Source organism: Streptomyces shenzhenensis, from assembly GCF_021462265.1.
GTDB classification, from domain to species: domain Bacteria; phylum Actinomycetota; class Actinomycetes; order Streptomycetales; family Streptomycetaceae; genus Streptomyces; species Streptomyces shenzhenensis.
This window is the reverse complement of record NZ_JAJONF010000029.1, coordinates 1-25,888: the sequence shown is the minus strand read 5'-3', so window position 1 is coordinate 25,888 and position 25,888 is coordinate 1. Positions and strand designations below refer to the sequence as shown.

Here is a 25,888-nt window from a genome sequence, read left to right as displayed (position 1 = left end):
CTGGCACCATGGCAGCAGCCGCTGGAGACGCGAACGCACTCGGCCGGTACCTGCGCGCCCGCCGGGAACTGGTCCGGCCCGAGGACGCCCGGGACACGGGCAACCGGCGCGTCCCGGGCCTGCGCCGCGAGGAGGTCGCCTTCCTCGCCGGGATCAGTTCCGACTACTACAACCGCCTGGAACAGGGCCGCGACCGCAACCCCTCGGAGCAGGTCCTGCGCAGCATCGCCCGCGCGCTGCGGCTGGACGAGGAGGCGACGGCCTACCTGCTGGAGATCGCCGCCCTCAGGAGCCCGCGCCGCCGACGGCCCCGCAAGCCGGAGAAGGTCGGCGACGGCATCCGCACGCTCATCGACTCCTGGCCGCTGACCCCGGCGTACGTCCACGGCACGTACCTGGACGTCCTGGCCGCCAACAGCCTCGCCATCGCCCTCTCACCGTTCAACGCGCCGGGGCACAACTCCATACTCGCCGCGTTCCTGGAACCGGAGATGCGGGAGCTCCACCAGGACTGGGAGGACATGACCGCCCGGCTCGTCCCCTACCTGCGCTCGGTCGTCGGCGCGGACATCGAGGACCCGCGCCTGGTCGAGATCGTCGGCGAACTCTCCGTGCGCAGCGAACGCTTCCGTACCCTCTGGGCCCGGCAGGACGTCAAGCAGAAGACCACCGGCATCAGCCTGCTCCGGCACCCGCAGGTCGGCCCCCTGGAACTGCACTACGAAAAGCTGCTGCTCCCGGGCACCGGCGGACAGACCCTGATCACCTACCACGCACAGCCGGGCAGCGCCTCCGAAGAACGCCTGCGCCTGCTCGCCAGCATGAACGCCCCCGACCAGCAGGCCGGCGGTACACCCGCCGCGACCGACCACCCCCGCGGCCCCGGACATCCCACGACCCGGTAGGCCTCCTCCCGGAATCCCGGACGCCTCCCCTGCACGGCAGGCGGCCCCGGCGCCCGCCTCGCGCGCCGGACCGCGGTCACCGCAATCCGACGGCCCTACCCCGGGGTCGGGCGGACTCCGTCCAGGAGGTTGTTCACGAGCGCGACGACGAAGTCGTCGGTGACAGGTTCGTCGGGGATGAGCAGTCGGTGGTAGACCGCGCCCCAGAGCTGGTCGACGAGGACCTGCACGTCGATGCCGGTGCGGATCTGGCCGACTTCCTGAGCCCTGTGGAGGCGCTCCGCCGCCAGCCGGCGCCGGTGCGAGGAGTACAGCTTCCGGTATGCGGTGGCCAGGTCCTCGTCGGTCTGTGACTCGCCGATCAGCTCCGTCAGCACGCGGCCGCCCGGAGTGTGGGTCATCACGTCGGCGAAGGAACGGAGTTGGGTGAGCAGGTCGGCGCGGATGTCTCCGGTGTCGGGGAAGGCGAGCGTCTGCTCAACGGCGTGGAAATAGCCGTCCAGGGCCAGCGCTCCTTTGGAGGGCCACCATTTGTACAGGGTGGTCTTGCTGACGCCCGATGCCCTGGCGATGCGTTCGAAGGTGAGGTCGGCGATGCCTTCGGTGAGCAGCAGGTCGCCGGCGGTGCGCAGGACGTCTGCCCGGACCTCGTCCGCGGGGCGGCGCCCTCGTCCGCGGGCGTTGCCTTCCTTGGCGGCCGGGCCGTTCGCCTTGTTCGCCACGTGTGCTCCTGCTCGGTTGCCGGCAATGCGCCGGGAATGATGCCAGTCTCCCCCGCGGCCGGTGTCACGGCGGGGTGATCCGCAGGCTCGCGATCAGCCCGTCGCGCAGGCCGAAGGTCATGGGGCCGGTGCCGTTGTGACCGTTGCCGGTCACTGTCAGGGTCGCGACGTAGGTGTGCGGGGACGGGCCGGGCTCGATCGCGTCCAGCTCGAAGTGCGCCTGGACGCCGATGTTGTCGGTGCGGTCCCAGGCGCGCACGCCGTCGCGGCCGTGGTAACGGCGGCCCCAGTCGTCGAGGTACGCGTCGTGAGTGAACGCGGCGGCGAATGCCTCGGCGTCGCCGCGGTTGGTCGCCTCGATGAACGTCTGGACGGCGGCCGGGGTTTCGATGGCGGTCATGGATTGCCTCGGTGGTGTGGAGGCCGGGACGGGAGGGCCGACGTCCTCGGCCGTCCCGGGCCCGGGGTGTCAGCGCCGGACGGTGAGCAGGTCGGCGAGGTCGACGCGGGTGAGGAATTCACGGCGGATGCGGTCGGCGACCTCGGAGACCTCCTCGGATCCGTCGTCGGCGGGGTCGATGTGGACGCGGAAGGGGCGCTCTCCGGCGGGCAGGGCGATGACGCGGGCGATCTCGTCGGAGACCAGCGACGCGGACGCGCCCTCGGGGGCGAGAGCGGCGAGCTTGGCCGCCACCTGGTCCATCAGGCCGCCGTACCTGGTCTCGTACTCGGCCTCGACGGCGGTGTCATCGGGGCGGCCGGAGTGGGCGAAGTGGTTGGTGCCGCTGGTGAACGAGCCGGGAACGATGATCGAGGTCTCCACGCCCCAGCGGGCGAGTTCGCCGGCGTAGGACACCGCGAGGGAGTCCATGCCGGCCTTGGCGGCGAAATAGGGGGCGAGGTAGGGCGGGGTGCCGCCTTTGACGCTGGTGCTGGAGACCCAGACCACCAGTCCTCGGCCACGCCTGCGCATGCCCGGCAGTGCGGCGCGGTTGACGCGCTGGGTGGACAGCACGTTCACGTTGTAGAGCTCGGCGAGCTGGTCGGGGGTGAACGCCTCGGCCGGCCCCGTCACCATGTGCCCGGCGTTGTGGACCAGCACGTCGATCCGGCCGTGCGCTGCCTCGATCCGCGCGATGGCGGTGTCGACCGAGTCCTGGGAATTCACATCGAGCTCGATGGAGCGCAGGTCGACGTCGTGCTCGTGGGCGTAGTCGGCGGCGGCCTGGACCTGGGGCGCGTTACGGCCGGTGGTCCGGCGCATGCCGGCGTAGACCGTGTGGCCGGCGTCGGCCAGCGCGCGGGCGGTCAGCGCCCCGAAACCGCTGGAGGCGCCGGTGATGACGACGACGTTGCCGGTGGTGGACATGGACGTGGTTCCTTTCAGCAGGGGCGGCAAGGCGGGATGGCGCGGGGGCGGCACTGTCAGGCGAGGCCGCCGTTGGCGTAGAGGGTCTGTCCGTTGACCCAGCGCGCAGGGCCGGCGAGGAAGGAGACGACCTCGGCGATGTCCTCGGGCCGGCCCAGCCGCTCGAGCGGGGTCGCCTTGGCGAAGTTCGCGATGGCGGCGTCGTCCTTGCCGTCCAGGAACAGCGGTGTGGCGGTGGGGCCGGGGGCGACGGCGTTGACGGTGATGTCCCGGCCGCGCAGCTCACGGGCCAGGGTGAGGGTCAGGCCCTCGACCGCGGCCTTGCTGGCGACGTAGGCGCCGTAGGCCGGCAGCTGGGTGCGGACCACCGAGGTCGAGAAGTTGACGATCGCGCCACCCGGGCGAACCTTCCGCGCCGCCTGCTGGGAGACGACGAAAGTGCCACGGATGTTCGTGCGGTGCATCCGGTCCAGGTCGGCGAGGTCGAACGTCGCGATCGGGCCCAGGATCATGATGCCTGCGGTGTTCACGACCACGTCGACGCCGCCGAAGGCCGCCTCGACCGCGTCGAACGCCGCGCTCATCGCGCTCTCGTCGGCGACGTCGCCGCCCACTGCCAGGGCCCTGCCACCGGCCGCGGTGATCGCGGACACGGTCTCCTCGGCCCTGGCCCTGTTGCCCGCGTACTGCACGGCGACCGCGAGACCGTCCTGGGCGAGCCGCTCGGCCACGGCACGTCCGATGCCGCCCGAGCCGCCGGTGACCAGCGCGACGCGGTGGGTGATGGGGGTACTCATGGTTGTTCTCCTCCCGGTCCATCAAATGAACGACTCATACATATAAGCAAGTAATGAACGAGCCGTCCATATGAGTGGGCGAGATTTTTCCGAGCGGGCGCGAGACCGGCCCCGGGCAGGCCCTGGAGTACGGCGGCCCGGTCGGCACACCGCGCCGCCGGCAGACCCGCAGAGCGGAAGACCAATCCGGTCCAGCACAGCGGCACCGCAAAAAGACAGGCCCCGCCCGTGAGATAGCTCACGAGGAGGGGCCTTTGACAGGTGTCGACAAGGCTGTGCGATGCCTCACAGCCGCCGGACAGCCACTGCACGACCGCCGGACAACGAGAAGCGGGCCCCTGCGGTGACTTCCGTCACCTGCAGAGACCCGCTTCGCTGGTTTCTCTGTGCGCGAGGGGGGAGTTGAACCCCCACGCCCTTGCGGGCACTGGAACCTGAATCCAGCGCGTCTGCCTATTCCGCCACCCGCGCATTGGGTGTGTCTTCCGGCTTCGACCCCTTGTTTCCCTTGGGGCGGCGCCTTCCGACATCGAGAACATTAGCACGTGGGGCCGGTTGGGTTCACATCCCTTGTCGCGGGGCAGCGCTCACCTGGCGATCACGTACCGAGCAGTCGGCCATCACGTATCAACCTCGTACCGGTAGAGCCCATCTGTCCAGGAGACGGATCGGGTCCACAGTCAGGTGCGGGACACTGGTCGTGGGCCACCTCTACGATCCATGGCAGAAGGAGCGCCGATCCCGGCCGGGAGAAGCACGCCGAGGAGTTCGAAGGGGGCCGCTGGGGGAACCGGCTGTTTGCCGGGCGCGTAGATACGATCGGTGAGCGGTAACGGCCACGGCAACGGCAGGCAGTACGGGCAAGGCGACAGAGGAGGTGCCCTGTGGGAGTCCTGAAGAAGTTCGAGCAGCGTCTCGAAGGTCTGGTCAACGGCACCTTCGCCAAGGTGTTCAAGTCCGAGGTCCAGCCCGTAGAGATCGCCGGCGCGCTGCAGCGCGAGTGCGACAACAACGCGACCATCTGGAACCGGGACCGGACCGTCGTACCCAACGACTTCATCGTGGAGCTGAGCGCGCCCGACTTCGAGCGGCTCAGCCCCTACTCCGGGCAGCTCGGCGACGAGCTGGCCGGGATGGTCCGCGACTACGCCAAGCAGCAGCGCTACACCTTCATGGGGCCGATCAAGGTCCACCTGGAGAAGGCCGACGACCTCGACACCGGCCTGTACCGGGTGCGCAGCCGTACGCTCGCCTCCTCCAGCAACCAGCAGGCCCCCGATCGTGCCCCCGCGAGCGGCGCCCCGCAGCGTCCGGGCGGCTACGGCCACCCGCAGCAGAGCGCGGCCGCCCCGCCGATGCCGAGCGCCCCGCCGCCCGGCGCCCGCCCCGGCGGCTACGGCTACCCGCAGCCGGCCCAGCCGGCCGCCCCGCGGCCGCCCTCGGGCCCCGTCGGCGCCTCCGCGCCCGGCTCCCGCACCCGCTACTGGATCGAGATCAACGGCGCCCGCCACCAGATCTCCCGCGCGACGCTGGTGCTGGGCCGCAGCACCGAGGCCGACGTGCGGATCGACGACCCCGGCGTGTCCCGCCGGCACTGCGAGATCCGGACCGGTTCGCCCTCGACGATCCAGGATCTCGGGTCCACCAACGGCATCGTGGTGGACGGGCAGCACACCACCCGCGCTACGCTCCGCGACGGCTCGCGGATCGTCGTGGGCAGCACCACCATCATTTACCGGCAAGCCGAAGGGTGAAGCGGGGGCAATGTCAGAGCTGACCCTCACGGTCATGCGGCTGGGTTTCCTGGCCGTACTGTGGCTGTTCGTGATCGTGGCCGTGCAGGTCATCCGCAGCGACCTGTTCGGTACGCGCGTCACCCAGCGCGGATCGCGTAGGGAAGAAGGCCGCCGCCAGCAGCCCGCCGCCCGCCAGCAGGCCGCGCCCCCGCAGCAGCGCGGCCAGCAGCCCGCCGCCGGCGGCCGCCGCCGCAACGCCCCCACCAAACTGGTCGTCTCCGAGGGCACCCTCACCGGTACGACGGTCGCCCTCCAGGGCCAGACCATCACCCTCGGCCGCGCCCACGACTCGACGATCGTGCTGGACGACGACTACGCCTCCAGCCGTCATGCCAGGATCTACCCGGACCGCGACGGCCAGTGGATCGTCGAGGACCTCGGCTCGACCAACGGCACCTACCTGGACCGGTCCCGGCTGACGACTCCCACGCCGATCCCGCTGGGCGCGCCGATCCGCATCGGCAAAACCGTCATCGAGCTGCGGAAGTAGTGCTACATCATGGATAGGCGCGAGCGGAGCGAGCACGCAGCGGCGGACCGGACGCCGGTCCCCGGCGCGCTCCCGACCGGAGGGTGGGCACCGTGCGGATGTACCCGGAGCCGACGGGCGAGGTGCGCATGAGTCTGTCACTGCGCTTCGCCGCCGGATCGCACAAGGGCATGATCCGGGAGGGCAACGAGGACTCCGGTTACGCCGGTCCGCGCCTGCTCGCCATCGCCGACGGCATGGGCGGCCAGGCCGCCGGCGAGGTGGCCTCCTCCGAGGTGATCTCCACCCTCGTCACGCTCGACGACGACGTGCCCGGCTCCGACATCCTCACCTCCCTCAGCCACGCCGTGCAGCGCGCCAACGACCAGCTGCGCGCCATGGTGGAGGAGGACCCGCAGCTGGAGGGCATGGGGACCACCCTCACCGCCCTGCTGTGGACCGGACAGCGCCTCGGCCTCGTACACGTCGGCGACTCCCGCGCGTACCTGCTCCGCGACGGCGTGCTCACCCAGATCACCCAGGACCACACCTGGGTGCAGCGGCTCGTCGACGAGGGCCGCATCACCGAAGAGGAAGCCACCACCCACCCGCAGCGCTCACTGCTCATGCGCGCGCTCGGCAGCGGCGACCACGTCGAACCGGACCTGTCGATCCGCGAGGTGCGCGCCGGCGACCGGTACCTGATCTGCTCCGACGGGCTCTCCGGGGTCGTCTCCCACCAGACCCTGGAAGAGACCCTCGCCAGCTATCAGGGGCCGCAGGAGACCGTGCAGGAGCTGATCCAGCTCGCGCTGCGCGGCGGCGGCCCCGACAACATCACCGTCATCATCGCGGACGTCCTCGACCTGGACACCGGCGACACCCTCGCCGGCCAGCTCTCCGACACCCCGGTCGTGGTCGGCGCCGTCGCCGAGAACCAGCAGCACCTGCACGACAACGGCTTCATGCAGACCCCGGCCGGCCGCGCCGCAAGCCTCGGCCGCCAGGGGCCCCGGCACGGTGGCGGCGGCGAGTTCGGCCCGCCCGGCTCCGGCGACACCACCGGCTACGTCCCGGCCGGCAGCTTCGGCGACTACACCGACGACGACTTCGTCAAGCCCCGCAAGGGGCGCACCTGGCTGAAGAGATCCTTCTACAGCGTGCTCGCCCTCGCCGTCATCGGCGGGGGCCTGTACGGCGGCTACCGCTGGACGCAGACCCAGTACTACGTCGGCGCCAACGGCGAGCACATCGCGCTGTACCAGGGCATCAGCCAGGACCTGGCCTGGGTGTCGCTGTCGAAGGTGGAGACCGACCACCCCGAGATCGAACTCAAGTACCTGCCGCCCTACCAGCAGAAGCAGGTCAAGGCCACCATCGCCGAGGGCGGTCTCGAGGACGCCCGGTCCAAGGTCCAGGAGCTGGCCGTGCAGGCCTCCGCCTGCAAGAAGGAGTCGGAGCGCACCGCCGCCGAGTCCAGGACGGGCTCCAAGACCAGCTCCAAGACCGGCCAGGGCGAGGCCGGAGGTACCACGGGAACCACCAAGACCTCTCTCACGTCCAAGGCCTCGCCAAGCCCTTCGAAGTCGGCGTCCGCCACGGCGTCACCGTCCCCGTCCCCCTCAGCGACCCCCAGCCCCGGCCCCACCCTCTCGGAGGATGAGCAGAAGGTCGTCTCGCTGTGCGGTAAGCAGTAGGAAAGCCGTGAGAGGCCCCGTCACACGATGAGCAGTACTACCAACACGTCGACGAACCACACGTCCACGATCGGCTCCATCGGCACCCCGAGCCGGCGCAACACCGAGCTCGCGCTGCTGGTGTTCGCCGTCGCCATCCCGGTGTTCGCCTACGCCAACGTGGGCCTGGCCATCAACGACAAGGTCCCCGCCGGACTGCTGAGCTACGGCCTGGGCCTCGGCCTGCTGGCCGGCGTCGCCCACCTCGCCGTCCGCAAGTTCGCCCCGTACGCGGACCCGCTGCTGCTGCCGCTGGCCACCCTGCTCAACGGGCTCGGCCTCGTCGCCATCTGGAGACTCGACCAGTCCAAGCTGCTGCAGCAGCTCAACGTGGCCGGCGGCAAGGCGACCAACCAGCTGCTGTACACCGCGATGGGCATCGCCCTGTTCGTCGCCGCGCTGGTCTTCCTCAAGGACCACCGCGTCCTGCAGCGCTACACGTACATCTCGATGGCCGGTGCGCTGGTCCTGCTGCTGCTCCCCCTGGTCCCGGGCCTCGGCGCCGACCTCACCTACGGCGCCAAGATCTGGATCAAGGTCGGCAGCTTCACCATCCAGCCCGGTGAGTTCGCCAAGATCGTCCTCGCGATCTTCTTCGCCGGCTACCTGATGGTGAAGCGCGACGCGCTCGCGCTCGCCAGCCGCCGCTTCATGGGCCTGTACCTGCCACGCGGCCGCGACCTCGGCCCGATCATCGCCGTCTGGATGCTCTCGATCCTCATCCTGGTCTTCGAGACCGACCTCGGTACCTCGCTGCTGTTCTTCGGAATGTTCGTCATCATGCTGTACGTCGCCACCGAGCGGACCAGCTGGATCGTCTTCGGTCTGCTGATGTCCGCGGCCGGCGCCGTCGGCGTGGCCAGCTTCGAACCGCACGTCCAACAGCGCGTCCAGGCCTGGCTCAACCCGATGAAGGAGTACACGCTCAGCCAGCAGGGCGTCATCGGCCACTCCGAGCAGTCCATGCAGGCCCTGTGGGCCTTCGGTTCCGGCGGCACCCTCGGCACCGGCTGGGGCCAGGGCCACTCCGAGCTGATCCGGTTCGCCGCCAACTCCGACTTCATCCTCGCCACCTTCGGCGAGGAGCTGGGCCTGGCCGGCATCATGGCGATCCTGCTGATCTACGGGCTGATCGCGGAGCGCGGCGTACGCACCGCCCTCGCCGCCCGGGACCCCTTCGGAAAGCTGCTCGCCGTCGGCCTGTCCGGCGCCTTCGCCCTCCAGGTCTTCGTCGTCGCCGGCGGTGTGATGGGGCTCATCCCGCTGACCGGTATGACGATGCCGTTCCTCGCGTACGGCGGTTCCTCCGTGATCGCCAACTGGGCGCTCATCGGCATCCTGATCCGCATCAGCGACACCGCCCGCCGCCCGGCCCCGGCTCCCGCCGGCAACCCCGACGCCGAGATGACCCAGGTGGTCCGCCCCTCATGAACAAGCCCCTGCGCCGGATCGCGATCTTCTGCGGCCTCCTGGTCCTCAGCCTCCTGCTGCGCGACAACTGGCTCCAGTACGTCAAGGCCGACACCCTCCGCGAGGACCCCGCCAACCGCCGCGTCACGATCGCCCGCTACTCCACCCCGCGCGGCGACATAATCGTCGACGGCAACCCGATCACCGGCTCCACCGCGCCCCGCTCCTCCGGTCTCAACGACCTGAAGTACAAGCGCACGTACAAGAACGGCCCCATGTGGTCACCGGTCACCGGATACGCCTCCCAGGCCTTCGGCGCCAACCAGCTGGAGTCCCTGGAAGACGGCATCCTCACCGGCAACGACGACCGGCTCTTCTTCCGCAACACCCTCGACATGATCACGGGCAAGCAGAAGCAGGGCGGCAACGTCGTCACCACCCTCAGCGCGGCCGCGCAGAAGGCCGCGTACAACGGCCTGAAGGCACAGGGCGGCAAGGGCGCGGTCGTCGCCCTGGAACCCTCCACGGGCAAGATCCTGGCCCTCGCCTCCTACCCGTCGTACGACCCCTCCGCCTTCGCCGGCACCTCGAACACCGACGCCGAGGCCTGGAAGAAGCTGCAGAAGAAATACAACCCGAACGACCCGATGCTGAACCGGGCGCTGCGCGAGACCTACCCGCCGGGCTCCACCTTCAAGGTGGTCACCGCCGCGGCCGCCCTGGAGAACGGGCTGTACAAGTCGGCCGACGAGAACACCGACTCCCCGCTGCCCTACGTCATGCCCGGCACCACCACCGAGCTGAAGAACGAGGGCAGCATCCCCTGCAAGAACGCGACCATGCGGATCGCGCTGCGCTACTCCTGCAACACCGTCTTCGGCAAGATCGGTGCCGACCTCGGCAACGACAAGATGCTCGCCGAGGCCAAGAAGTTCGGCTTCGACTCCGAGCAGTTCACCCCGGTCCGCTCCAGCGCCTCGGTCTTCTCCGACAACATGAACCAGTCGCAGACCGCGCTGTCCTCGATCGGCCAGTTCAACACCGCCGCGACCCCGCTCCAGATGGCCATGGTCGCCTCCGCGGTCGCCAACGACGGCAAGCTGATGAAGCCGTACATGATCGACAAGCTGCAGTCGTCGAACCTCGACACGGTCTCGCAGACCGACCCCGAGGAGATGAGCCAGCCGCTCAGCTCCGCCAACGCCCAGATCCTCCAGTCCATGATGGAGACCGTCGTCCAGGACGGCACGGGCAAGAACGCGCAGATCAACGGCGTCACCGTCGGCGGCAAGACCGGTACCGCCCAGCACGGCGTGGAGAACAGCGCGAACCCCTACGCCTGGTTCATCTCGTACGCCAAGCTCCCCGACGGCAGCAAGCCGGTCGCTGTCGCCGTCGTGATCGAGGACGACCAGGCCAACCGTGACGACATCTCCGGCGGTGGCCTCGCGGCCCCGATCGCGAAGAGCGTGATGGAGGCAGTCATCAACTCCAAGAAGTGACCCCGCTCACGTCCCTTTCACATCGGTGCACGTTGCGATACCGGTCCGGTATCGGGTTACGGGCTTGGCCAGGTCACACAAACACAGCCGGGTACGGTAGGCCCGGACGGCAGCCTCCGACCGCACAACCGTGCCGGTCGGGACCGACGGAGAGGGCTGGTAGGGAACTATGGAAGAGCCGCGTCGCCTCGGCGGCCGGTACGAGCTGGGCCACGTGCTCGGCCGTGGTGGCATGGCGGAGGTCTACCTCGCGCATGACACGCGGCTCGGCCGCACGGTGGCGGTGAAGACGCTGCGCGCGGACCTCGCGCGTGACCCGTCCTTCCAGGCCCGGTTCCGCCGGGAGGCCCAGTCGGCCGCCTCGCTCAACCATCCCGCGATCGTCGCGGTCTACGACACGGGCGAGGACTACATCGACGGGGTCTCGATCCCGTACATCGTCATGGAGTACGTGGACGGCTCGACGCTGCGCGAACTCCTCCATTCCGGCCGCAAGCTCCTGCCCGAGCGGTCGATGGAGATGACCATCGGCATCCTCCAGGGCCTGGAGTACGCCCACCGCAGCGGCATCGTCCACCGGGACATCAAACCGGCGAACGTCATGCTGACGCGCAACGGTCAGGTCAAGGTCATGGACTTCGGCATCGCCCGCGCCATGGGCGACGCCGGCATGACCATGACCCAGACGGCGGCCGTCATCGGCACCGCCCAGTACCTCTCCCCGGAGCAGGCCAAGGGCGAGCAGGTCGACGCGCGGTCCGATCTCTATTCGACCGGTTGCCTGCTGTACGAGCTGCTGACGGTACGCCCGCCGTTCGTCGGCGACTCTCCCGTCGCCGTGGCCTACCAGCACGTCCGCGAGGAACCCCAGCCGCCCTCGGTCTTCGACCACGAGATCACGCCGGAGATGGACGCGATCGTCCTCAAGGCCCTGGTCAAGGACCCGAACTACCGCTACCAGTCGGCCGACGAGATGCGCGCCGACATCGAGGCGTGCCTGGACGGCCAGCCCGTCGCGGCCACCGCGGCGATGGGCTCCGTCGGCTACGGCGGCTACCCGGACGACATGCCGACCACGGCCCTGCGCTCCGACGCCGGCGCCACCACCATGCTCCCCCCGATGAACCCCGACGACGGCGGCTACGGCTACGACGAACGCCCGGACCGCCGCCGCCAGCAGCCGAAGAAGAACAACACCTCCACGATCCTGCTCGTGGTCGCGGGCATCCTGGTGCTCGTCGGCGCGATCCTGATCGGGAAGTGGGCGTTCGGCGGGGGCGGGGCCGGGAACGACACGGTCAGCACCCCGAACTTCGTCGGGCAGACCAAGGCGACGGCCACCCAGATGGCCGACAACATCGGCCTCAAGCTGGCCTTCACGCAGAAGACCTGCGACAACCAGCCCAAGGGCAGCGTCTGCTCCCAGGACCCGACCTACAAGACCGAGGTCAAGAAGGACTCCACGGTCAACCTGGTGGTCTCCACGGGTGCCCCGAAGGTCGTCGTACCGAGCGTCGTCGGCCAGAACATCGACGACGCCAAGACCACGCTTGAGGGCGACAAGTACAACTTCGTCGTCAAGACGAAGCAGCAGGTCTCCGGTGAGGACCCGGGCACCGTCCTGGACCAGAATCCGTCCCTCGGCGCGGAAGTCCAGAAGGGCTCCACGATCACCCTCACCGTCGCCAAGGCCCAGGAGAAGTCCACGGTCCCCGACGTCACCGGCCAGACCTGTGACGCGGCCAAGGCGCAGATGACGGCCAACAACCTGACCGGCAACTGCACCGAGGTCGACACCACTGACCCGAACCTGGTCGGCAAGGTCATCTCGACCGACCCGCAAAAGGGCACTCAGGTCGACAAGAACTCCACGGTGAACATCCAGATCGGCAAGGCCCAGCAGCAGACCGCCGTGCCGGAGGTGCGGGGCCAGACCGTCAAGCAGGCCAGGCAGATCCTGCAGGCGGCCGGCTTCACCAACATCCAGATCAACGGCGACTCCGGCGACAACGCCCTGGTCACCAACGAGGACCCACAGCCCAACACCGGCGTCACCGACCCCGGCAGCACGCAGATCACCCTCACCACGGTGGGCGGCGGCAACGGCAACAACGGCGGCACCAATTTCTTCGGCGGTGCCACCGGCTGACATCCCGCGCGCCACGGCAAAAGGGGGGCGCCAACCTCTCCTCGGCCCCGCCAGGCTTCGGCTCGGCGGGGCCGAGTGCTTCATACTCCCGCGCAGGACACGCCGCCTGTGAACATCTGCTCCTGTGTCGATCGTGCCTTCATATGTGACGACTCGTTGATTCGGTGGGGTGGGGTATCGGAGCTCTTCCCTGGTCGTACGGCCACGCCACGAACGAAGGGGCAGAACGTGATCAACGAATCGGCGCTGCTGGAATCGAAGAGCCTGCGCGACAGTGTGCTGGACCGGACGGACGTGCTCGACAGGGTGAAGGCACTGTCGCTGCTGCCGGACGGGATGCATGTGACTACGGCGATGGTGGCGGCGTACTTCGAGGTAGGGCTCACCGCCATCTCATCTCTGATCCATGATCACCGGGAAGAACTCGAAGCCAGCGGCTACCGCGTGTTGACAGGTTCAGAACTGACTTCCTTCAAGGAACTCAGTGGGATCCAGTCACGCACAAGGTCCCTCGCCCTCCTCTCCCGTCGAGCCGTCCTCAACGTCGCCATGCTGCTCCGAGACAGCGAAGTCGCACGTCAGGTGCGTGTGTACCTACTCGATATGGAGTACCTGGCCCGGACACAGCCTGTGGAAAACTCCGCCCCGGCCGAGCCCTCGGATCTCAACGACCGCATCGACCGGCGCATCACCCACATCCTCGGCAAGACCGTCGTCCCGATGTTCAACGCCCTCATCGCCTCAGCCGGCGAACACCGCCACGAGCTCATCGAACTCCGACAGGACATCGAGCACGTGGAACGAAGGCTGTGCCAGCACCACCGGCGCGTCAGCTTCCTGGAGGAAGGACGCGCCCCAGAAGTCTCCGCGGAACTCAAAGGCATGACCTGGCAGGCACTCGAACGACACGTCGCCGATCTCCTGCGCCGCGACGGCTGCATGGACGTCGTCGTGCGACAGGCACACAAAGACCGGGGCATCGACATCACGGCACGCACCGCCGAGGGACGCACCGTGGCCGTACAGTGCAAGAACCACACGAGCCGACGATCCATCCGCAGCGCCGACATGCAGAAGTTCGCCGGCGCCGCACGAGCAGTCGATCGAGTGGATATCGCCCTCTTCGTGGCCACGTGCAACTTCAGCACCGAAGCCCAGGCCATCGCCAAACTGAGCGGGGTCGTCATGGTGGACCGCCACGACTTGGAGGCATGGAGCGCGGGAGCGCCTCTCAAGGGCCTGAGGTAAACCTGCGCCACAAGGCCCGAAGCCGCAAGAGATGGTTGCGGCTTCGGGCCTTCGTCATGCTAGGCGCCTGAGCTCCCGCAAGGAGCTCAGTCAGCCCAGTTCCTTCGGCAGCGTCCGCTTGCCGTCCACCTTCTGCACCCGCACCAGCTCACCCCACACGACGTACCGGTAGCGGCTCGTGTACACCGGCGTGCACGTCGTCAGGGTGATGTAGTGGCCCGGCTTGGTCTTGCCGGACTCCTTGGGGATCTGGGAGAGGACCTTGACGTTGTACTTCGAGGTCTCGGGGAGGATGTCGTAGACCTTGTAGACGTACCAGTCGTCCCGGGTCTCGAAGACGACCGGGTCGCCCACCTTCACCTTGTCGATGTTGTGGAACTTCGCGCCATGGCCGTCGCGGTGGGCGGCGAGGGTGAAGTTGCCGGTCTTGCCGGTGGTGGGGAGCATGGCCTTGGCCGGGTCCGTGTAGTAGCCGGCCACGCCGTTGTTCAGGACGTCCGTCGACGTGCCCTTCTCGACCAGGACCTCGCCGTTCTTCATCGACGGCACGTGCAGGAAGCCGATGCCGTTCTTCGTGTTCAGCGCGCCCGGGCCGGTGTCCTGCCGAGCCCAGGTGTCCCGGACCTTCTCGCCCTCCCGGTCGGCCTTGCGGTCCGCGACGACGTTCGTCCACCACAGCGAGTAGACGACGAACAGGCCGAGCACCAGACCCGCCGTGATCAGGAGTTCACCCAGAACGCTGACCGCCATCGCGATCCGGCCGATCGGCCGCCGCCCCGGTACGGACGCCGCGTCCGGCGCGTCGGTCTGCTGTTCGGTGTCGTCGGCGGTCGCTGCCACTGTTCCTCTGCCTCTGCCCTTACTCGACGAGCGCGTCTGGCTTGCCCTTGCTGCGCGGGCGTTCCTCGACCATCTTGCCCCACACGATCAACCGGTACTTGCTGGTGAACTCCGGCGTGCAGGTGGTGAGAGTGATGTAGCGGCCCGGCCCGGTGAAGCCGGATCCCTTCGGGACCGGGTCCAGCACGCTCACATTGCTCGGCGACGTCACCGGCAGCATCGACGTCACCTTGTACACGTAGTACTCGTCCTGCGTCTCGACGACCACCGCGTCACCGGCCACCAGCTTGTTGATGTACCGGAACGGCTCGCCGTGCGTGTTGCGGTGCGCGGCCAGACCGAAGTTGCCGGTCCTGTCCTGCGGCATCGCGGTCTTCAGCGGACCCTCGCCGTAGTGCCCCACCATGCCCTTGTCGAGGACCTTGGCGTTGCTGACGCCCTCGGCGATCGGCGCCACCACGTCCAGCTTGGGGATGTGCAGGATGGCGAAGCCCTGACCGGGCTCGAACACACCGGGGGCGCGCTTGCCGCTCGCCCAGTCCTGCTGGAGGCTGCTGGCCTCCTTGCCGGCCTGGGCATGGGCGCGGACGTTCGTCCACCACAACTGGTAGGTGACGAACAGCAGCATCAGCACGCCGGTGGTGATGAACACCTCACCTATCGCCCGGCTCGCCACGACGGCCGGGCTCGGCTTGCGCAACCGTGCCTGCCGCCGGGCCTCGACCCGGGAGAGCGACCGCCCCGGAGCGCCGCTCCCCTGAGACACCGCCTCCGACACCGCCTCCGGGGACACCGCCTCCGGTGCGCCACCGTGCCGCCCACCGCGCCGCTTGGCGGCCCTTCTGCGGGCCGCTCGGCCGCCCAGGGCCCGTCCGGTGCCAGAAGGGGCTGCCGTGCCCGCAGAAGCCGATATGGGCGGCGGGTCGGGGATCCGCAGCGCCACGGTCTCCTCGTCGATCGGCGGCACATACGCCGTCCGATCGTCGACCGGCGGGAGAAACGCCGTCTCCCCGAGCGCGCTCGACCCCCCGTACGGCTGATCCCCGTACGAGGCACCGGTCTCGTGCTCGGGGCGCAGCGCGGTCACGCCGAGGCCCTGCCCACCACCGGGGCGAGCCCCGCCGACCGCCCCACGGCCCCCTCGTCACCGCACTCGACCAGCCAGTTGGCCAGCATCCGGTGTCCGTGCTCGGTCAGCACCGACTCGGGATGGAACTGCACGCCCTCCACCGGGAGTTCACGGTGCCTGAGCCCCATGATGATCCCGTCGCGGGTACGGGCGGTCACCTCCAGCTCGGCCGGGACCGTCGCCGGCTCGGCGGCGAGCGAGTGGTACCGGGTCGCCGTGAAAGGCGAGGGCAGCCCCGCGAAGACACCCTTGCCGCCGTGCTCGACCAGCGAGGTCTTGCCGTGCAGCAACTCCGGCGCCCGGTCCACCACACCGCCGTACGCCACCTGCATCGACTGCATGCCGAGACAGACGCCGAAGACCGGGACACCGGTCGCGGCACAGTGCCGCACCATGTCCACGCAGACTCCGGCCTCCTCCGGCGTTCCCGGACCCGGCGACAGCAGCACGCCGTCGAAGCCGTCCTGGGCGTGCGCCGTCGACACCTCGTCGTTGCGCAGCACCTCGCACTCGGCACCCAGCTGGTACAGGTACTGGACCAGGTTGAAGACGAAGCTGTCGTAGTTGTCGACGACGAGAATCCGCGCGCTCACTGGTTGTCCACCGTCACATCGTTGAAGGGCAGCAGCGGCTCGGCCCAGGGGAAGACGTACTGGAAGAGGACGTAGACCACGGCCAGGACCAGCAGGAGTGAGATCAGCGCCTTCACCCACGCGTTCCCCGGCAGATGCCGCCAGATCCAGCCGTACATGCCGTCCCTTCCGTCTCACCACGGCACCAGAATCCCGCCGTACTGCACCAGACTAACGGCGCAGCGCCTTGGGTCTGCCTGACTCCACAGGCTGTGTGGAGTCCAAGTGCGCCCAGACGATCAGCCGATGGCTGTGCCCCCACTCCGGATCGCACGTGGTCAGCGTGAGATAGCGGCCCGGGCGCGTATACCCCGACTTACGTGGCACAGGGTCGATCACTTCAACGTCCGTCGGAACTGTTTTGTAAGGGCCTTTGTCGATCCGATACGTGAACCAGGTCGTCCCGTCCGTCAGGACGATCGCATCGCCCTCGCGCAGCTCCGGGAAGTCGAGGAACGGATCACCGTAGGTGCGCCGGTGGCCGGCGACCGCGAAGTTGCCCACCTGGCCAAGCCCGGCGGTCCGCGCGTAGTGGGCGAGGCCCTTCTTCAGCACGTCGGTGCCGGTGCCCTCCAGGACCGGTTTGTTCCACGTGAAACCGAACCGGGGGATGTACATGATCGCGAAGGCCTTGCCGTAGTGGTACGCGGCGGGCTCGGCCGGGGCCGCGGCGGTCGCCCGCGCGGTGGTGGGGTGCACCGTGGCCTTCGCCGACCACTGCCGCTGCAGCTGGTCGATCTGGTCGTGCATCACGGTGTCGGCCTTCACACCGGTCCAGAACAGCACGTACGCGACGAAGAGCACGATGAGCGTGCCGACGGTGATGCAGAGCTCGCTGACGGTTCTGACGATCACGCGCACCGGCGGCTCCAGAAAGTGACGAGCTGCTTACCCCACGGGCTTGGCGTAGTGCAGATCCACTGTGCCCGAGTAGCCCGGCAGAGTCACCGTCCCGTCCTCGGTCACTTTCCAGCCGAGCCCGTACACGTTCACGTACACCATGTAGTTCTGGATGGCCTCGGAGTCCGCGAGCGACTTCTGCATCTTCGCCGGGTCGCCGATCGCCTGGATCTTGTACGGCGGTGAGTAGACCCGGCCCTGCAGGATCAGCGTGTTGCCGACACAGCGCACGGCGCTGGTGGAGATCAGCCGCTGGTCCATGACCTTGATGCCCTGGGCGCCGCCCTGCCACAGGGCGTTCACCACGGCCTGCAGGTCCTGCTGGTGGATGACCAGGTAGTCCGGCTGCGGCTCGGGGTAGCCGGGCAGCTTGGCCGTGGCGTTCGGCGGGGCGTCGTTGAGCGTGACGGTGATCGCCTTGCCGGTGAGCTTCTGGGTGCCCGCGTCCTTCTCCAGGCCGGTGAGCTTGTCGTCCTGGGCCTTGCTGGAGCCGTCGTCGCGCTCGGCGAGCTTCTCGTTCTGGTCCCGGGTGCTCGCGTTCGACTCGTCCAGGTCCTTGTTCTTGCGGCTGCGCTCCTGGATCAGGTCGGAGAGCTTCAGCAGGTTGTCGTCCGAGCGGATGTCGGTGCCCTTGGCCGTGTTGAAGCTGGTGAAGAAGAGGAGTCCCGCGAGGGCGAAGACGCCCACGGTGAGAACCCGCACCGGCCGGAAGCCGTTCTTGCGGGCTGGGCCGGCACCCGTTGATCCGGTCCCCTGGGAGTCGGCAGAATTGCTCAACGTACCCTTATCTCCTTCGGCGCCGCGGAAGCACTACGCTAACGGACGCCCGGGGGAGCGCTCAGCGTGACCTTATCTGTCCCCTTGTACGCTGCCCCGAGCCCGACCCAGTTACCTGCGCGGCCACGCAGCGCATCGACAGGAGAGACCCTCGTGCCGAAGTCACGTATCCGCAAGAAGGCCGACTACACGCCGCCCCCGGCGAAGCAGGCGACCGCCATCAAGCTCAACAGCCGCGGCTGGGTCGCGCCGGTGATGCTGGCCATGTTCCTCATCGGACTGGCCTGGATCGTCGTCTTCTATGTGACCGACGGTTCACTGCCGATCGACAGCCTCGACAACTGGAACATCGTCGTGGGCTTCGGCTTCATCGCGGCCGGCTTCGGCGTCTCCACCCAGTGGAAGTAGCTCTGCCCAGGGTTATCCGCTGAGTTATCCACAGGCCTGTGCATGGACCTGGGGAAAAGACGACGATCTGTGGATAACCCGTCGAGTGTTGACGCCGGTACGACTACCACAACACCGACTGCGCCCCCTCTCTGACCTGCGGCAACACAGGTGAGTAGGAGGGGGCACAGTTGTGCACGCACGTTGTGCACAAGATCGCACAGAACTGTGGACAACGGTTCGGTATCAGTGCGGTGCGCCGCCGTGATCGGGCTCAGGTGAGCTGAGCGGTCCGGATGACCGTGATCACCACGGCCGCGACCAGCACCAGCGCACACGTGCCGTACTGGATCAGGTTCCGCCGCTCGCGCGGGGCGTGCACCATCGCGTAGCCGGTGATGACACCGGCGACCAGGCCGCCGATGTGGGCCTGCCAGGCGATGCCGCCGCTGAAGGTGAAGATGAGGTTGATCACCAGCAGGGCGATGATCGGCCGCATGTCGTAGTTGAGGCGGCGGATGAGGACCGCGGTCGCGCCGAAGAGGCCGAAGATCGCGCCGGAGGCGCCGAGCGAGGGGCTGGCGGGGTTGGCGAGCAGATAGGTGAGCGCGCTGCCGGCCAGACCGGAGACGAAGTACAGCGCCAGGTAACGGGCGCGGCCGAGGGCGGCCTCCAGGGGGCCGCCGATCCACCACAGGCTCAGCATGTTGAACGCAATGTGCATGTAGTTCGAGGGGTCGTGCAGGAACATCGCGGTCAGCAGCCGGTAGTACTGCCCCTGCGCGACGCCCTCGACCCCGCCGTTCTGCGTGATCCAGGCCTGGCCGAACAGCTCGAACCGGCTGGTGAAGTCGTCTCCGACGGACAGCTGGGCGACGAAGACGGCGATGTTGACGCCGATCAGGATCTTGGTCAGCAGTCGGGGGTCGGCGGTCATGGTGCCGCCGGCGAGGGTGCGGGGCCGGGAGGCGGCGGGGGGCGGGCCGCTGTGGCCTTCGGTGGTGCCGCGGACGCATTCGGGGCACTGGAAGCCGACGGAGGCGCTGACCATGCACTCCGGGCAGATGGGGCGTTCACAGCGGGTGCAGCGCACGCCGGTCTCCCGGTCCGGGTGCCGGTAGCACTTGGGCAGGCTGTGGGCGTCGCGCGCGCTGCCTGTCGCCTGGTCCTCCATGGGGTCCCCTCGCTTGTCGTGGGCAGTGTTCCGCCCCGACCATCCTTACGGACGAGCGGGGCGTTTGGTTCCCTTCGGGTGCTTCGTCTTCGGGCCGGTCAGCCGGCGCGCCTGGCGACGACGATCGTCTGGATGACGACGTCGGTCACGGGCCGCTTGTTGGGGCCGCTGACGGGGACGGCGGCGATGCTGTCCACGACCTTCTGGCCGGCCGGGTCGACGACCTCGCCGAAGATGGTGTGCTTGCGGTTGAGGTGGGGGGCGGGGTTGACCGTGATGAAGAACTGGGAGCCGTTGGTGCGGGGGCCGGCGTTGGCCATGGCGAGCAGGTAGGGGCGGTCGAAGCGCAGGTCGGGGTGGAACTCGTCCTCGAACTTGTAGCCGGGGCCGCCGATGCCGGTGCCGAGCGGGTCGCCGCCCTGGATCATGAAGCCGCTGATCACGCGGTGGAAGACCGTGCCGTCGTACAGCGGGTCGGTGGAGACGGCGCCGGTGGCGGGGTGGGTCCACTCACGCTCACCCTGCGCCAGTTCGACGAAGTTCCTGACCGTCTTGGGCGCGTGGTTCGGGAAGAGCCGGACCTCGATGTCACCGAGGCTGGTCTTCAGAGTGGCGTAGAGCTGCTCGGCCACGGTCCGCCTTCCGTCGTGCTCGAATTTCAGTGCCCCGATCCTTGCACGGTACGGCAGGTACGACGGCCGCCAGGGGTTTCCGGAGCCGGATCCTCACGAATCGCTTGCGGAACCCTCTGCCCTGTGGGGCGCGCGGTGGCGATCCGTGGCATGGTCGTGGACAGGCCCTTCTTGGCTCCTTTCGCACCCGTATGCCGTTCTTCGCGCGCCGCTCGGCCCGCGGACAGGCATGATCCGTAAAAGGGTGGAAAGTCGAAATACCGTACGCCACCGAGGAGGAGGAAACCCGTGACCCGCAAAAACAGCGTGCGCGCCGCGACCAGTTCGGCGAAGGACAGCGTGCGGCACGCCGCGGAAGCGGTGGCGCCCTACGCCGACACGGCCAAGGAGCGTGCCGCGTACTACGCGCAGGAGGCACGCGTACGGCTCGCGCCCGTGGTGTCGCAGGCCGCCGAGCAGGCCCGCGTCCAGTACGACGCCCGCCTCGTGCCGCGCTTGGAGCAGGCTCGCACCCATGTGCCGCCGATGGTGGACCACGCCGCGCACGACGCCGCCGATCTGACCCGTAAGGCGGCCCGGCAGGCCGCCGACTACTCGCGTCCGAGGATCGAGCAGGCGGTGGCCGCGGCCGGTCCGGTCCGCGAGGAGGCCGCCGCCCGGGGTGCTGCCGTGCTGGCGGCGCTGCGTGGCAATGTGTCGGCCGAGGACATCGAGAGGCTGGCGCGCCGGAATCAGCGGCGTTCGGCGTGCGGCCGTGCGTTCAAGGCAATCGCCGCGGCCGGTGTGGTGGCCGGCGCGGCCTTCGCCGCCTGGAAGTGGTGGGACAAGCAGGCCAACCCCGACTGGCTGGTGGAGCCTTCGGCCGCCACGGAGGTCCCGGATCCGGGCCGTCTGAGTTCGGTGGACGGCAGCTCGCCCCTTGACCCGCAGGTGCAGGCCAAGGAAGCGGAGGAGCAGGGTTCCCGGTCCCGGGACGAGAAGAACAGCTGAGACGAAAAAAACTGCTGAACCGGGCGGGCCTTCGGTCCACCGCCTCTCGCCCCTCGGCCTCGTTTCACGTGAAACCAGACGGCCGCTAGGGCGGACAAGTAACCCCTCTGACTGCGATTACGCAGGTCAGAGGGGTTTTTTGTGGAGCCTAGGGGAGTCGAACCCCTGACATCCGCCATGCAAAGACGGCGCTCTACCAACTGAGCTAAGGCCCCGTACGGGAAGCGGCCGGCCGAGCGAAAGGTCCGCACGGTCGGTGCCGCAGACCAGAGTACCGGGTCACCCCCCTTACCTCACAAAAAGATTGGGGGTCCCCGCAGATGACCACTCTCCGTAAGATGCTCGACGGGGTTCGCTGTAGCGAACCGTGGATTTTTTGGGGAAGCGATGGGGAGACGCAATGGACGCCGCACAGCAGGAAGCCACCGCCAGAGCGCGGGAGCTGCAGCGGAACTGGTACGGAGAGCCGTTGGGGGCGCTCTTCCGTAAGCTCATCGACGATCTGGGGCTCAACCAGGCACGTCTCGCGGCGGTCCTCGGGCTGTCCGCGCCCATGCTGTCGCAGCTGATGAGCGGCCAGCGGGCGAAGATCGGCAACCCGGCCGTGGTCCAGCGGGTGCAGTTGCTGCAGGACCTGGCACAGCAGGTCGCGGACGGCAGCGTGAGCGCGGCCGAGGCGACCGAACGCATGGACGAGATCAAGAAGTCCCAGGGGGGCTCGGTGCTCAGCAACACCACGCAGACGACGAGCGGTTCGGGCGCTCCGACGGTCAAGCGGGTGGTCCGCGAGATCCAGTCACTGCTGCGGTCGGTGGCCGCCGCCGGTGACATCATCGACGCGGCCGACACGCTCGCTCCGACCCACCCGGAGCTGGCGGAGTTCCTCCGGGTCTACGGTGCCGGCCGCACCTCGGACGCGGTCACGCACTACCAGTCGCACCAGAGCTGAGCCACGGCCCGGCACACCGGAGGGGGTCCGGTGAACCGGGCGGGGCAGGGCCCTGGCAGACGGGGGCACGCGAGAGGGGTCGTATCGCTCATCCGGGGGAAGCAAGGGGGGTAACAGGCAAGGGGGTGGCAGGGGGGACCCAAGGGGGAGGGGTACGGGCAGTCATGGGTGAGGTCTTCGCGGGCCGGTACGAACTGGCCGACCCGATCGGTCATGGCGGAGTGGGCGCCGTCTGGCGTGCCTGGGACCACCGGCGGCGGCGCTATGTGGCGGCCAAGGTGCTCCAGCAGAGCGACGCCCACGCGCTGCTGCGCTTCGTGCGGGAGCAGGCGCTGCGCATCGATCACCCCCATGTGCTGGCTCCGGCCAGCTGGGCCGCCGACGACGACAAGGTCCTGTTCACGATGGACCTGGTCGCCGGCGGCTCGCTGGTCCACCTCGTCGGGGACTACGGTCCCCTGCCCCCGCTGTTCGTCTGCACGCTCCTCGACCAGTTGCTCTCCGGCCTCGCCGCGGTGCACGCCGAGGACGTGGTCCACCGGGACATCAAGCCCGCGAACATCCTGCTGGAGGCGACCGGCACCGGCCGTCCCCGGCTGCGCCTGTCCGACTTCGGCATCGCCATGCGGCTCGGCGAGGCCCGGCTGACCGAGACCAACCTCGTGGTCGGTACGCCGGGTTACCTCGCTCCTGAACAACTCCTGGGCGCCGAGCCCGACTTCACGGCCGACCTGTTCGCCGTCGGCCTGGTCGCCCTGTATCTCCTGGAAGGCGCCAAGCCCGACGCCAAGGCGCTCGTCCAGTACTTCGCCGAACACGGCACCCCGGGAGCGCCCAAGGGCATCCCGGACCCGCTCTGGGAGGTGGTGGCCAGCCTCCTCCAGCCGGACCCCCGGGCCCGCTTCCGTACGGCTGTCGGAGCCCGCAAGGCCATCGCCCAGGCCAGGGAACTCCTCCCGGAGACGGACGCCGACCACGACTTGATCGAGATCTTCGACCAACTGGGGCCTCTGCCACCGGGTTTCGGGCCGGAGGGCCCGGTGCGGGCGGCTTCCGGGGTCGATACGCGGACCTCAGGAGAGCCCGGTGCGCCGGGGGCGGGGCCGGCACCGGGAGCGGGAACGCCGAGTGCGGGCAGCGCGGCGATTTCCACGGGGGTGCGGGCGGCCGGGGCTGCTCCGGGCCAGGAGCCGGCCGGGGAATCTGCCGGGGAATGGGTGGGGGAATCCGCAGGTACGGCAGGGACGGGGGCGGGGGCGGGGGCGGGGGCGATGGCGGGCCAAGGTGCGGGTCCGGTGGCCCCGGGGCCCGGGACCGGTGGCGCCGACGGGTTCCCGGCGGTCTCCGCCGCCGACGCCGACGACGGCACCGGCCGCACCGGCCGCACCAGCGGCACCAGCGGCACCAGCGGCACCAGCGGCACCAGCGGCGGAACCTCGTCGGCGCCCGTCTCCATGTCCGAGACCGGCAGTTTCCGGCTCCCGCCGCCCCAGGCGCCGGTCCCCCCGGCTCCCGCCGCGGTGCCGCCCGAGCCGGCATCGCCGTATCCCCCGTACGCCCGGCAGCAGGCCGTCCCGGTCGTGCCGCAGCCCCACACCCCGTGGCCCCCCGCGCAGCCGCTGCCTCCGGCCCAGCCGGACACCGGCACCACCGCCACCTACACCGCACGGGATCCGCAGGCCCCGCCGCCGTCGGTCCGCACCCACGGCCGGCGTCGGCGGCGAGCGCCTCGGCCAGGTCCGCCCGCCAGGGCGGCCGTGCCCATCGTCCTTCTCGCGCTGGCCTGTTACGCCGTCGGCTTCTGGGCGTTGGCCCGCATCTGAGCGCGCCGGGCGGTCAGGGTCCACCCGCCCAGGACGAGCAGCAGGGCCGTGCCCGTGCCGATGCCGCCGGCCGCGAGCGCCCGCATCGCCGTGTCGTCGTCGCCGGCCGCGCCCCCGAGGCCTCCCCGAGCCGAGGACACGTCGAAGACGCCCTTCGGGACCGGCGAACCGGCGTACGCGGGGCCGGAGTTCGGGGTGCCGTCGACGCGGACCCGGAGCGTGACGCCGTACGGCCCCTTCCCGAAGGTGTCCGCGGTCTGCCCGGTGAGGTGGACGACGAGGTAGTAGGCGCCGGCGAAGCGGACGGAGCCCTCCGTGCCACCCGTGGCGTACCGGTTGGCGTACGCCACGGGTGGCAGGGGGTCGAGGGAGGACGACTTCTGGGTGCCGTCGTAGCCGAGGGAGACGTCGTCGACGTAGCCGCGGACGGGGTTGTAGAGGGAGAGGTTGAGTGCGGCGCTGACGTAGCCGCGGCTGTCGCCGCTGGTGCTGCCGAGGTCGACGGTGGCGTGCAACTGCTGGCCCCAGCCGACCGGGACGGCGTAGTAGAGGGTCTGGCCGGGCGTGATGTCGGTCTGCCAGACGCCCTGGTCCAGCGGGGTGGCCGTGGCGAAGCCGGCGCCCGCGGTGCGGTGGCGGGGGGCCGAGGTGAGCGGTTCGGGTGACGCGGAGTTCCAGGTCCCGGGGGCGGTGCTGGCCCCTGCCTCGGTCAGGGCCGGTTCGGTGACGGGGGCGATCTCCAGGTCCCAACTGCCCGGAGAGGTGGTCGTCGAGCCGGACACGGCCCGCTCGACGACGACGTAGTAGGTGCCGGCGTCCTTGCACAGCGCCTTGCCCGCGTCCCGCCGGCCCACCGCCGTGACCGGCCGGGGGCTGAGCCCGGCGCCGAAGCGGGCGGTGTCGTAGTCGCAGGCGGTGCCGTTGGCGTCCTCGATCGAGACCTCGATGCCGTCGCTGGCGGAGACGGTGGCGTCGGCGGGCGGAACGGCGGTGACGGGGACGTAGGCCGTGGTGTCGGCGGCGAGTTCGAGGCGGAAGTACCGCGAGCCCTTGTCCGGGAGGGTGCTGCGGTAGGTCGTGCCGGGCTCCAGGGGTACCGCGTCCGTGGAGCCCGTGGCTCCGGTGACCGTACGGGTGTCGGGAGCGAAGGCGTATCCGCTGCCGCTGTCAGCGGCGGCCGCGGAGGCGGAGGCGGGCGACAGTACCGTCAGCAGCGCCGCCAGTACGAGGGCGGCCGTCCCGCCGAGGCCCCGCCGTGCCGCTGTAGTACACCACCGCCGTGTCACACGCGCCCCCAGCCGTCGTCCGCCGGCCGCCCGGGTCCCGGACCGGCCGGCCCCATACTGCCCCGCGCGCCCGTGCGCCACCCGGCGATCCGTACGACCGTCCGAAACGCCTCCCTCGCACCACGGCCCCCCGCCCCCGGAACGCCACCAGAACTCCCAGAACTCCCAGAACCCCCCGAACGCCCCGAACACCCCGAACACCCCGAACGCCCCGAACACCCCGAACGCCCCGAACACCCCGAACACCCCGAACACCCCGAACACCC

At 69.4% G+C, this 25,888-nt stretch carries 25 protein-coding genes and 2 tRNA genes; 12 read left to right on the top strand and 15 right to left on the bottom strand.

What is annotated here, in order from left to right; translation table 11 throughout:
- The first annotated feature begins 8 nt into the window (after window positions 1-8).
- Window positions 9-905 carry a helix-turn-helix transcriptional regulator gene (locus tag LQ326_RS30675; protein WP_234542300.1) on the top strand — a complete coding sequence of 299 codons (897 nt, stop codon included), beginning with the start codon at window positions 9-11 and terminating at the stop codon, window positions 903-905.
- 95 nt (window positions 906-1,000) lie between these two features.
- Here the strand turns inward: LQ326_RS30675 and LQ326_RS30670 are convergent, their stop codons facing one another.
- The 5 genes from LQ326_RS30670 to LQ326_RS30650 all read right to left on the bottom strand — a co-directional run bounded on the left by LQ326_RS30670 (window position 1,001) and on the right by LQ326_RS30650 (window position 4,264).
- Window positions 1,001-1,627: a TetR/AcrR family transcriptional regulator gene (locus LQ326_RS30670; protein WP_234542299.1), complete on the bottom strand. Its 627-nt coding sequence runs from the start codon at window positions 1,625-1,627 to the stop codon at window positions 1,001-1,003.
- 64 nt (window positions 1,628-1,691) lie between these two features.
- Entirely contained in the window at window positions 1,692-2,027 is a 336-nt protein-coding gene (locus tag LQ326_RS30665; protein WP_234542298.1) for a YybH family protein, read from the bottom strand.
- Window positions 2,028-2,096: 69 nt separating this feature from the next.
- Window positions 2,097-2,996: an SDR family oxidoreductase gene (locus tag LQ326_RS30660; RefSeq protein ID WP_234542297.1), complete on the bottom strand. Its 900-nt coding sequence runs from the start codon at window positions 2,994-2,996 to the stop codon at window positions 2,097-2,099.
- Between the two features lie 56 nt (window positions 2,997-3,052).
- Window positions 3,053-3,793: an SDR family oxidoreductase gene (locus LQ326_RS30655; RefSeq protein WP_234542296.1), complete on the bottom strand. Its 741-nt coding sequence runs from the start codon at window positions 3,791-3,793 to the stop codon at window positions 3,053-3,055.
- A 387-nt stretch (window positions 3,794-4,180) separates the two neighbouring features.
- Window positions 4,181-4,264 (bottom strand) — tRNA-Leu (locus tag LQ326_RS30650).
- Window positions 4,265-4,677: 413 nt separating this feature from the next.
- Between LQ326_RS30650 and LQ326_RS30645 the strand changes: the two genes are divergently transcribed.
- From LQ326_RS30645 to LQ326_RS30615, 7 genes are all read left to right on the top strand, one after another.
- The gene (locus LQ326_RS30645; RefSeq protein ID WP_234542295.1) at window positions 4,678-5,547 is read left to right on the top strand and encodes an FHA domain-containing protein; all 870 of its coding nucleotides are present in this window, start codon (window positions 4,678-4,680) and stop codon (window positions 5,545-5,547) included.
- Window positions 5,548-5,557: 10 nt separating this feature from the next.
- Window positions 5,558-6,079 carry an FHA domain-containing protein FhaB/FipA gene (locus tag LQ326_RS30640; protein ID WP_234542294.1) on the top strand — a complete coding sequence of 174 codons (522 nt, stop codon included), beginning with the start codon at window positions 5,558-5,560 and terminating at the stop codon, window positions 6,077-6,079.
- A 98-nt stretch (window positions 6,080-6,177) separates the two neighbouring features.
- Entirely contained in the window at window positions 6,178-7,755 is a 1,578-nt protein-coding gene (locus LQ326_RS30635; RefSeq protein ID WP_234542370.1) for a Stp1/IreP family PP2C-type Ser/Thr phosphatase, read from the top strand.
- Between the two features lie 27 nt (window positions 7,756-7,782).
- On the top strand, window positions 7,783-9,225 hold the full coding sequence (locus LQ326_RS30630) for an FtsW/RodA/SpoVE family cell cycle protein (RefSeq protein ID WP_234542293.1): 1,443 nt from the start codon (window positions 7,783-7,785) through the stop codon (window positions 9,223-9,225).
- Entirely contained in the window at window positions 9,222-10,706 is a 1,485-nt protein-coding gene (locus tag LQ326_RS30625; RefSeq protein ID WP_234542292.1) for a peptidoglycan D,D-transpeptidase FtsI family protein, read from the top strand. The genes LQ326_RS30630 and LQ326_RS30625 overlap by 4 nt, the downstream gene beginning before the upstream one ends.
- A gap of 169 nt (window positions 10,707-10,875) precedes the next feature.
- On the top strand, window positions 10,876-12,855 hold the full coding sequence (gene pknB, locus LQ326_RS30620) for a Stk1 family PASTA domain-containing Ser/Thr kinase (RefSeq protein ID WP_234542291.1): 1,980 nt from the start codon (window positions 10,876-10,878) through the stop codon (window positions 12,853-12,855).
- A gap of 228 nt (window positions 12,856-13,083) precedes the next feature.
- Complete coding sequence (locus tag LQ326_RS30615) at window positions 13,084-14,103, top strand: restriction endonuclease (protein WP_234542290.1); 1,020 nt, start codon at window positions 13,084-13,086, stop codon at window positions 14,101-14,103.
- Between the two features lie 90 nt (window positions 14,104-14,193).
- Here the strand turns inward: LQ326_RS30615 and LQ326_RS30610 are convergent, their stop codons facing one another.
- From LQ326_RS30610 to LQ326_RS30585, 6 genes are read right to left on the bottom strand one after another with little or no spacing between them, the layout of a single operon-like run.
- Window positions 14,194-14,943 carry a class E sortase gene (locus LQ326_RS30610; RefSeq protein ID WP_234542289.1) on the bottom strand — a complete coding sequence of 250 codons (750 nt, stop codon included), beginning with the start codon at window positions 14,941-14,943 and terminating at the stop codon, window positions 14,194-14,196.
- A 19-nt stretch (window positions 14,944-14,962) separates the two neighbouring features.
- Window positions 14,963-16,030: a class E sortase gene (locus LQ326_RS30605; protein ID WP_234542288.1), complete on the bottom strand. Its 1,068-nt coding sequence runs from the start codon at window positions 16,028-16,030 to the stop codon at window positions 14,963-14,965.
- A complete protein-coding gene (locus LQ326_RS30600; protein WP_181803456.1) occupies window positions 16,027-16,665 on the bottom strand; it encodes an aminodeoxychorismate/anthranilate synthase component II in 639 nt (212 codons plus the stop codon). The genes LQ326_RS30605 and LQ326_RS30600 overlap by 4 nt, the downstream gene beginning before the upstream one ends.
- Window positions 16,662-16,823, bottom strand: a complete 162-nt coding sequence (locus LQ326_RS30595) for a hypothetical protein (protein ID WP_099930115.1) — start codon at window positions 16,821-16,823, stop codon at window positions 16,662-16,664. Before LQ326_RS30595 ends, LQ326_RS30600 begins: the two co-directional genes overlap by 4 nt.
- A gap of 52 nt (window positions 16,824-16,875) precedes the next feature.
- On the bottom strand, window positions 16,876-17,565 hold the full coding sequence (locus tag LQ326_RS30590; protein WP_234542287.1) for a class E sortase: 690 nt from the start codon (window positions 17,563-17,565) through the stop codon (window positions 16,876-16,878).
- Window positions 17,566-17,592: 27 nt separating this feature from the next.
- Entirely contained in the window at window positions 17,593-18,381 is a 789-nt protein-coding gene (locus LQ326_RS30585) for a DUF881 domain-containing protein (protein WP_234542286.1), read from the bottom strand.
- 153 nt (window positions 18,382-18,534) lie between these two features.
- Between LQ326_RS30585 and crgA the strand changes: the two genes are divergently transcribed.
- Window positions 18,535-18,789, top strand: a complete 255-nt coding sequence (crgA, locus tag LQ326_RS30580; protein ID WP_089100431.1) for a cell division protein CrgA — start codon at window positions 18,535-18,537, stop codon at window positions 18,787-18,789.
- Between the two features lie 253 nt (window positions 18,790-19,042).
- On the opposite strand, the gene LQ326_RS30575 is transcribed toward crgA, so the two are convergent.
- Window positions 19,043-19,942, bottom strand: a complete 900-nt coding sequence (locus tag LQ326_RS30575; RefSeq protein ID WP_234542285.1) for a rhomboid family intramembrane serine protease — start codon at window positions 19,940-19,942, stop codon at window positions 19,043-19,045.
- A gap of 98 nt (window positions 19,943-20,040) precedes the next feature.
- Window positions 20,041-20,574, bottom strand: coding sequence for a peptidylprolyl isomerase (locus LQ326_RS30570; RefSeq protein WP_234542284.1), 534 nt, complete (start codon window positions 20,572-20,574; stop codon window positions 20,041-20,043).
- Window positions 20,575-20,862: 288 nt separating this feature from the next.
- Here LQ326_RS30570 and LQ326_RS30565 point away from each other — a divergent pair, with 288 nt between their 5' ends.
- The gene (locus LQ326_RS30565; RefSeq protein WP_234542283.1) at window positions 20,863-21,564 is read left to right on the top strand and encodes a DUF5324 family protein; all 702 of its coding nucleotides are present in this window, start codon (window positions 20,863-20,865) and stop codon (window positions 21,562-21,564) included.
- Between the two features lie 142 nt (window positions 21,565-21,706).
- Here the strand turns inward: LQ326_RS30565 and LQ326_RS30560 are convergent.
- Window positions 21,707-21,779: transfer RNA gene (locus LQ326_RS30560), tRNA-Ala, on the bottom strand.
- A 185-nt stretch (window positions 21,780-21,964) separates the two neighbouring features.
- On the opposite strand from LQ326_RS30560, the gene LQ326_RS30555 reads away from it, so the two are divergent.
- Both LQ326_RS30555 and LQ326_RS30550 read left to right on the top strand, forming a co-directional pair.
- Window positions 21,965-22,513, top strand: coding sequence for a helix-turn-helix domain-containing protein (locus tag LQ326_RS30555; RefSeq protein WP_181803462.1), 549 nt, complete (start codon window positions 21,965-21,967; stop codon window positions 22,511-22,513).
- Window positions 22,514-22,677: 164 nt separating this feature from the next.
- Window positions 22,678-24,336, top strand: a complete 1,659-nt coding sequence (locus tag LQ326_RS30550; protein WP_234542282.1) for a serine/threonine-protein kinase — start codon at window positions 22,678-22,680, stop codon at window positions 24,334-24,336.
- Here LQ326_RS30550 and LQ326_RS30545 read toward each other — a convergent pair.
- On the bottom strand, window positions 24,300-25,888 hold a 1,589-nt coding region (locus LQ326_RS30545), incomplete at its 5' end, for a hypothetical protein (protein ID WP_308402053.1). The genes LQ326_RS30550 and LQ326_RS30545 overlap by 37 nt on opposite strands.

What these genes read in the sequence shown, in the direction of transcription:
- LQ326_RS30625 (WP_234542292.1), top strand. Translation starts at nt 9,222, where the DNA reads ATGAACAAGCCCCTGCGCCGGATCGCGATCTTCTGCGGCCTCCTGGTC.
- pknB (WP_234542291.1), top strand. Translation starts at nt 10,876, where the DNA reads ATGGAAGAGCCGCGTCGCCTCGGCGGCCGGTACGAGCTGGGCCACGTG.
- LQ326_RS30595 (WP_099930115.1), bottom strand. Translation starts at nt 16,823, where the DNA reads ATGTACGGCTGGATCTGGCGGCATCTGCCGGGGAACGCGTGGGTGAAG.
- LQ326_RS30675 (WP_234542300.1), top strand. Translation starts at nt 9, where the DNA reads ATGGCAGCAGCCGCTGGAGACGCGAACGCACTCGGCCGGTACCTGCGC.
- LQ326_RS30575 (WP_234542285.1), bottom strand. Translation starts at nt 19,942, where the DNA reads ATGGAGGACCAGGCGACAGGCAGCGCGCGCGACGCCCACAGCCTGCCC.
- LQ326_RS30635 (WP_234542370.1), top strand. Translation starts at nt 6,178, where the DNA reads ATGTACCCGGAGCCGACGGGCGAGGTGCGCATGAGTCTGTCACTGCGC.
- LQ326_RS30640 (WP_234542294.1), top strand. Translation starts at nt 5,558, where the DNA reads ATGTCAGAGCTGACCCTCACGGTCATGCGGCTGGGTTTCCTGGCCGTA.
- LQ326_RS30665 (WP_234542298.1), bottom strand. Translation starts at nt 2,027, where the DNA reads ATGACCGCCATCGAAACCCCGGCCGCCGTCCAGACGTTCATCGAGGCG.
- LQ326_RS30550 (WP_234542282.1), top strand. Translation starts at nt 22,678, where the DNA reads ATGGGTGAGGTCTTCGCGGGCCGGTACGAACTGGCCGACCCGATCGGT.
- LQ326_RS30630 (WP_234542293.1), top strand. Translation starts at nt 7,783, where the DNA reads ATGAGCAGTACTACCAACACGTCGACGAACCACACGTCCACGATCGGC.
- LQ326_RS30660 (WP_234542297.1), bottom strand. Translation starts at nt 2,996, where the DNA reads ATGTCCACCACCGGCAACGTCGTCGTCATCACCGGCGCCTCCAGCGGT.
- LQ326_RS30655 (WP_234542296.1), bottom strand. Translation starts at nt 3,793, where the DNA reads ATGAGTACCCCCATCACCCACCGCGTCGCGCTGGTCACCGGCGGCTCG.
- LQ326_RS30555 (WP_181803462.1), top strand. Translation starts at nt 21,965, where the DNA reads ATGGACGCCGCACAGCAGGAAGCCACCGCCAGAGCGCGGGAGCTGCAG.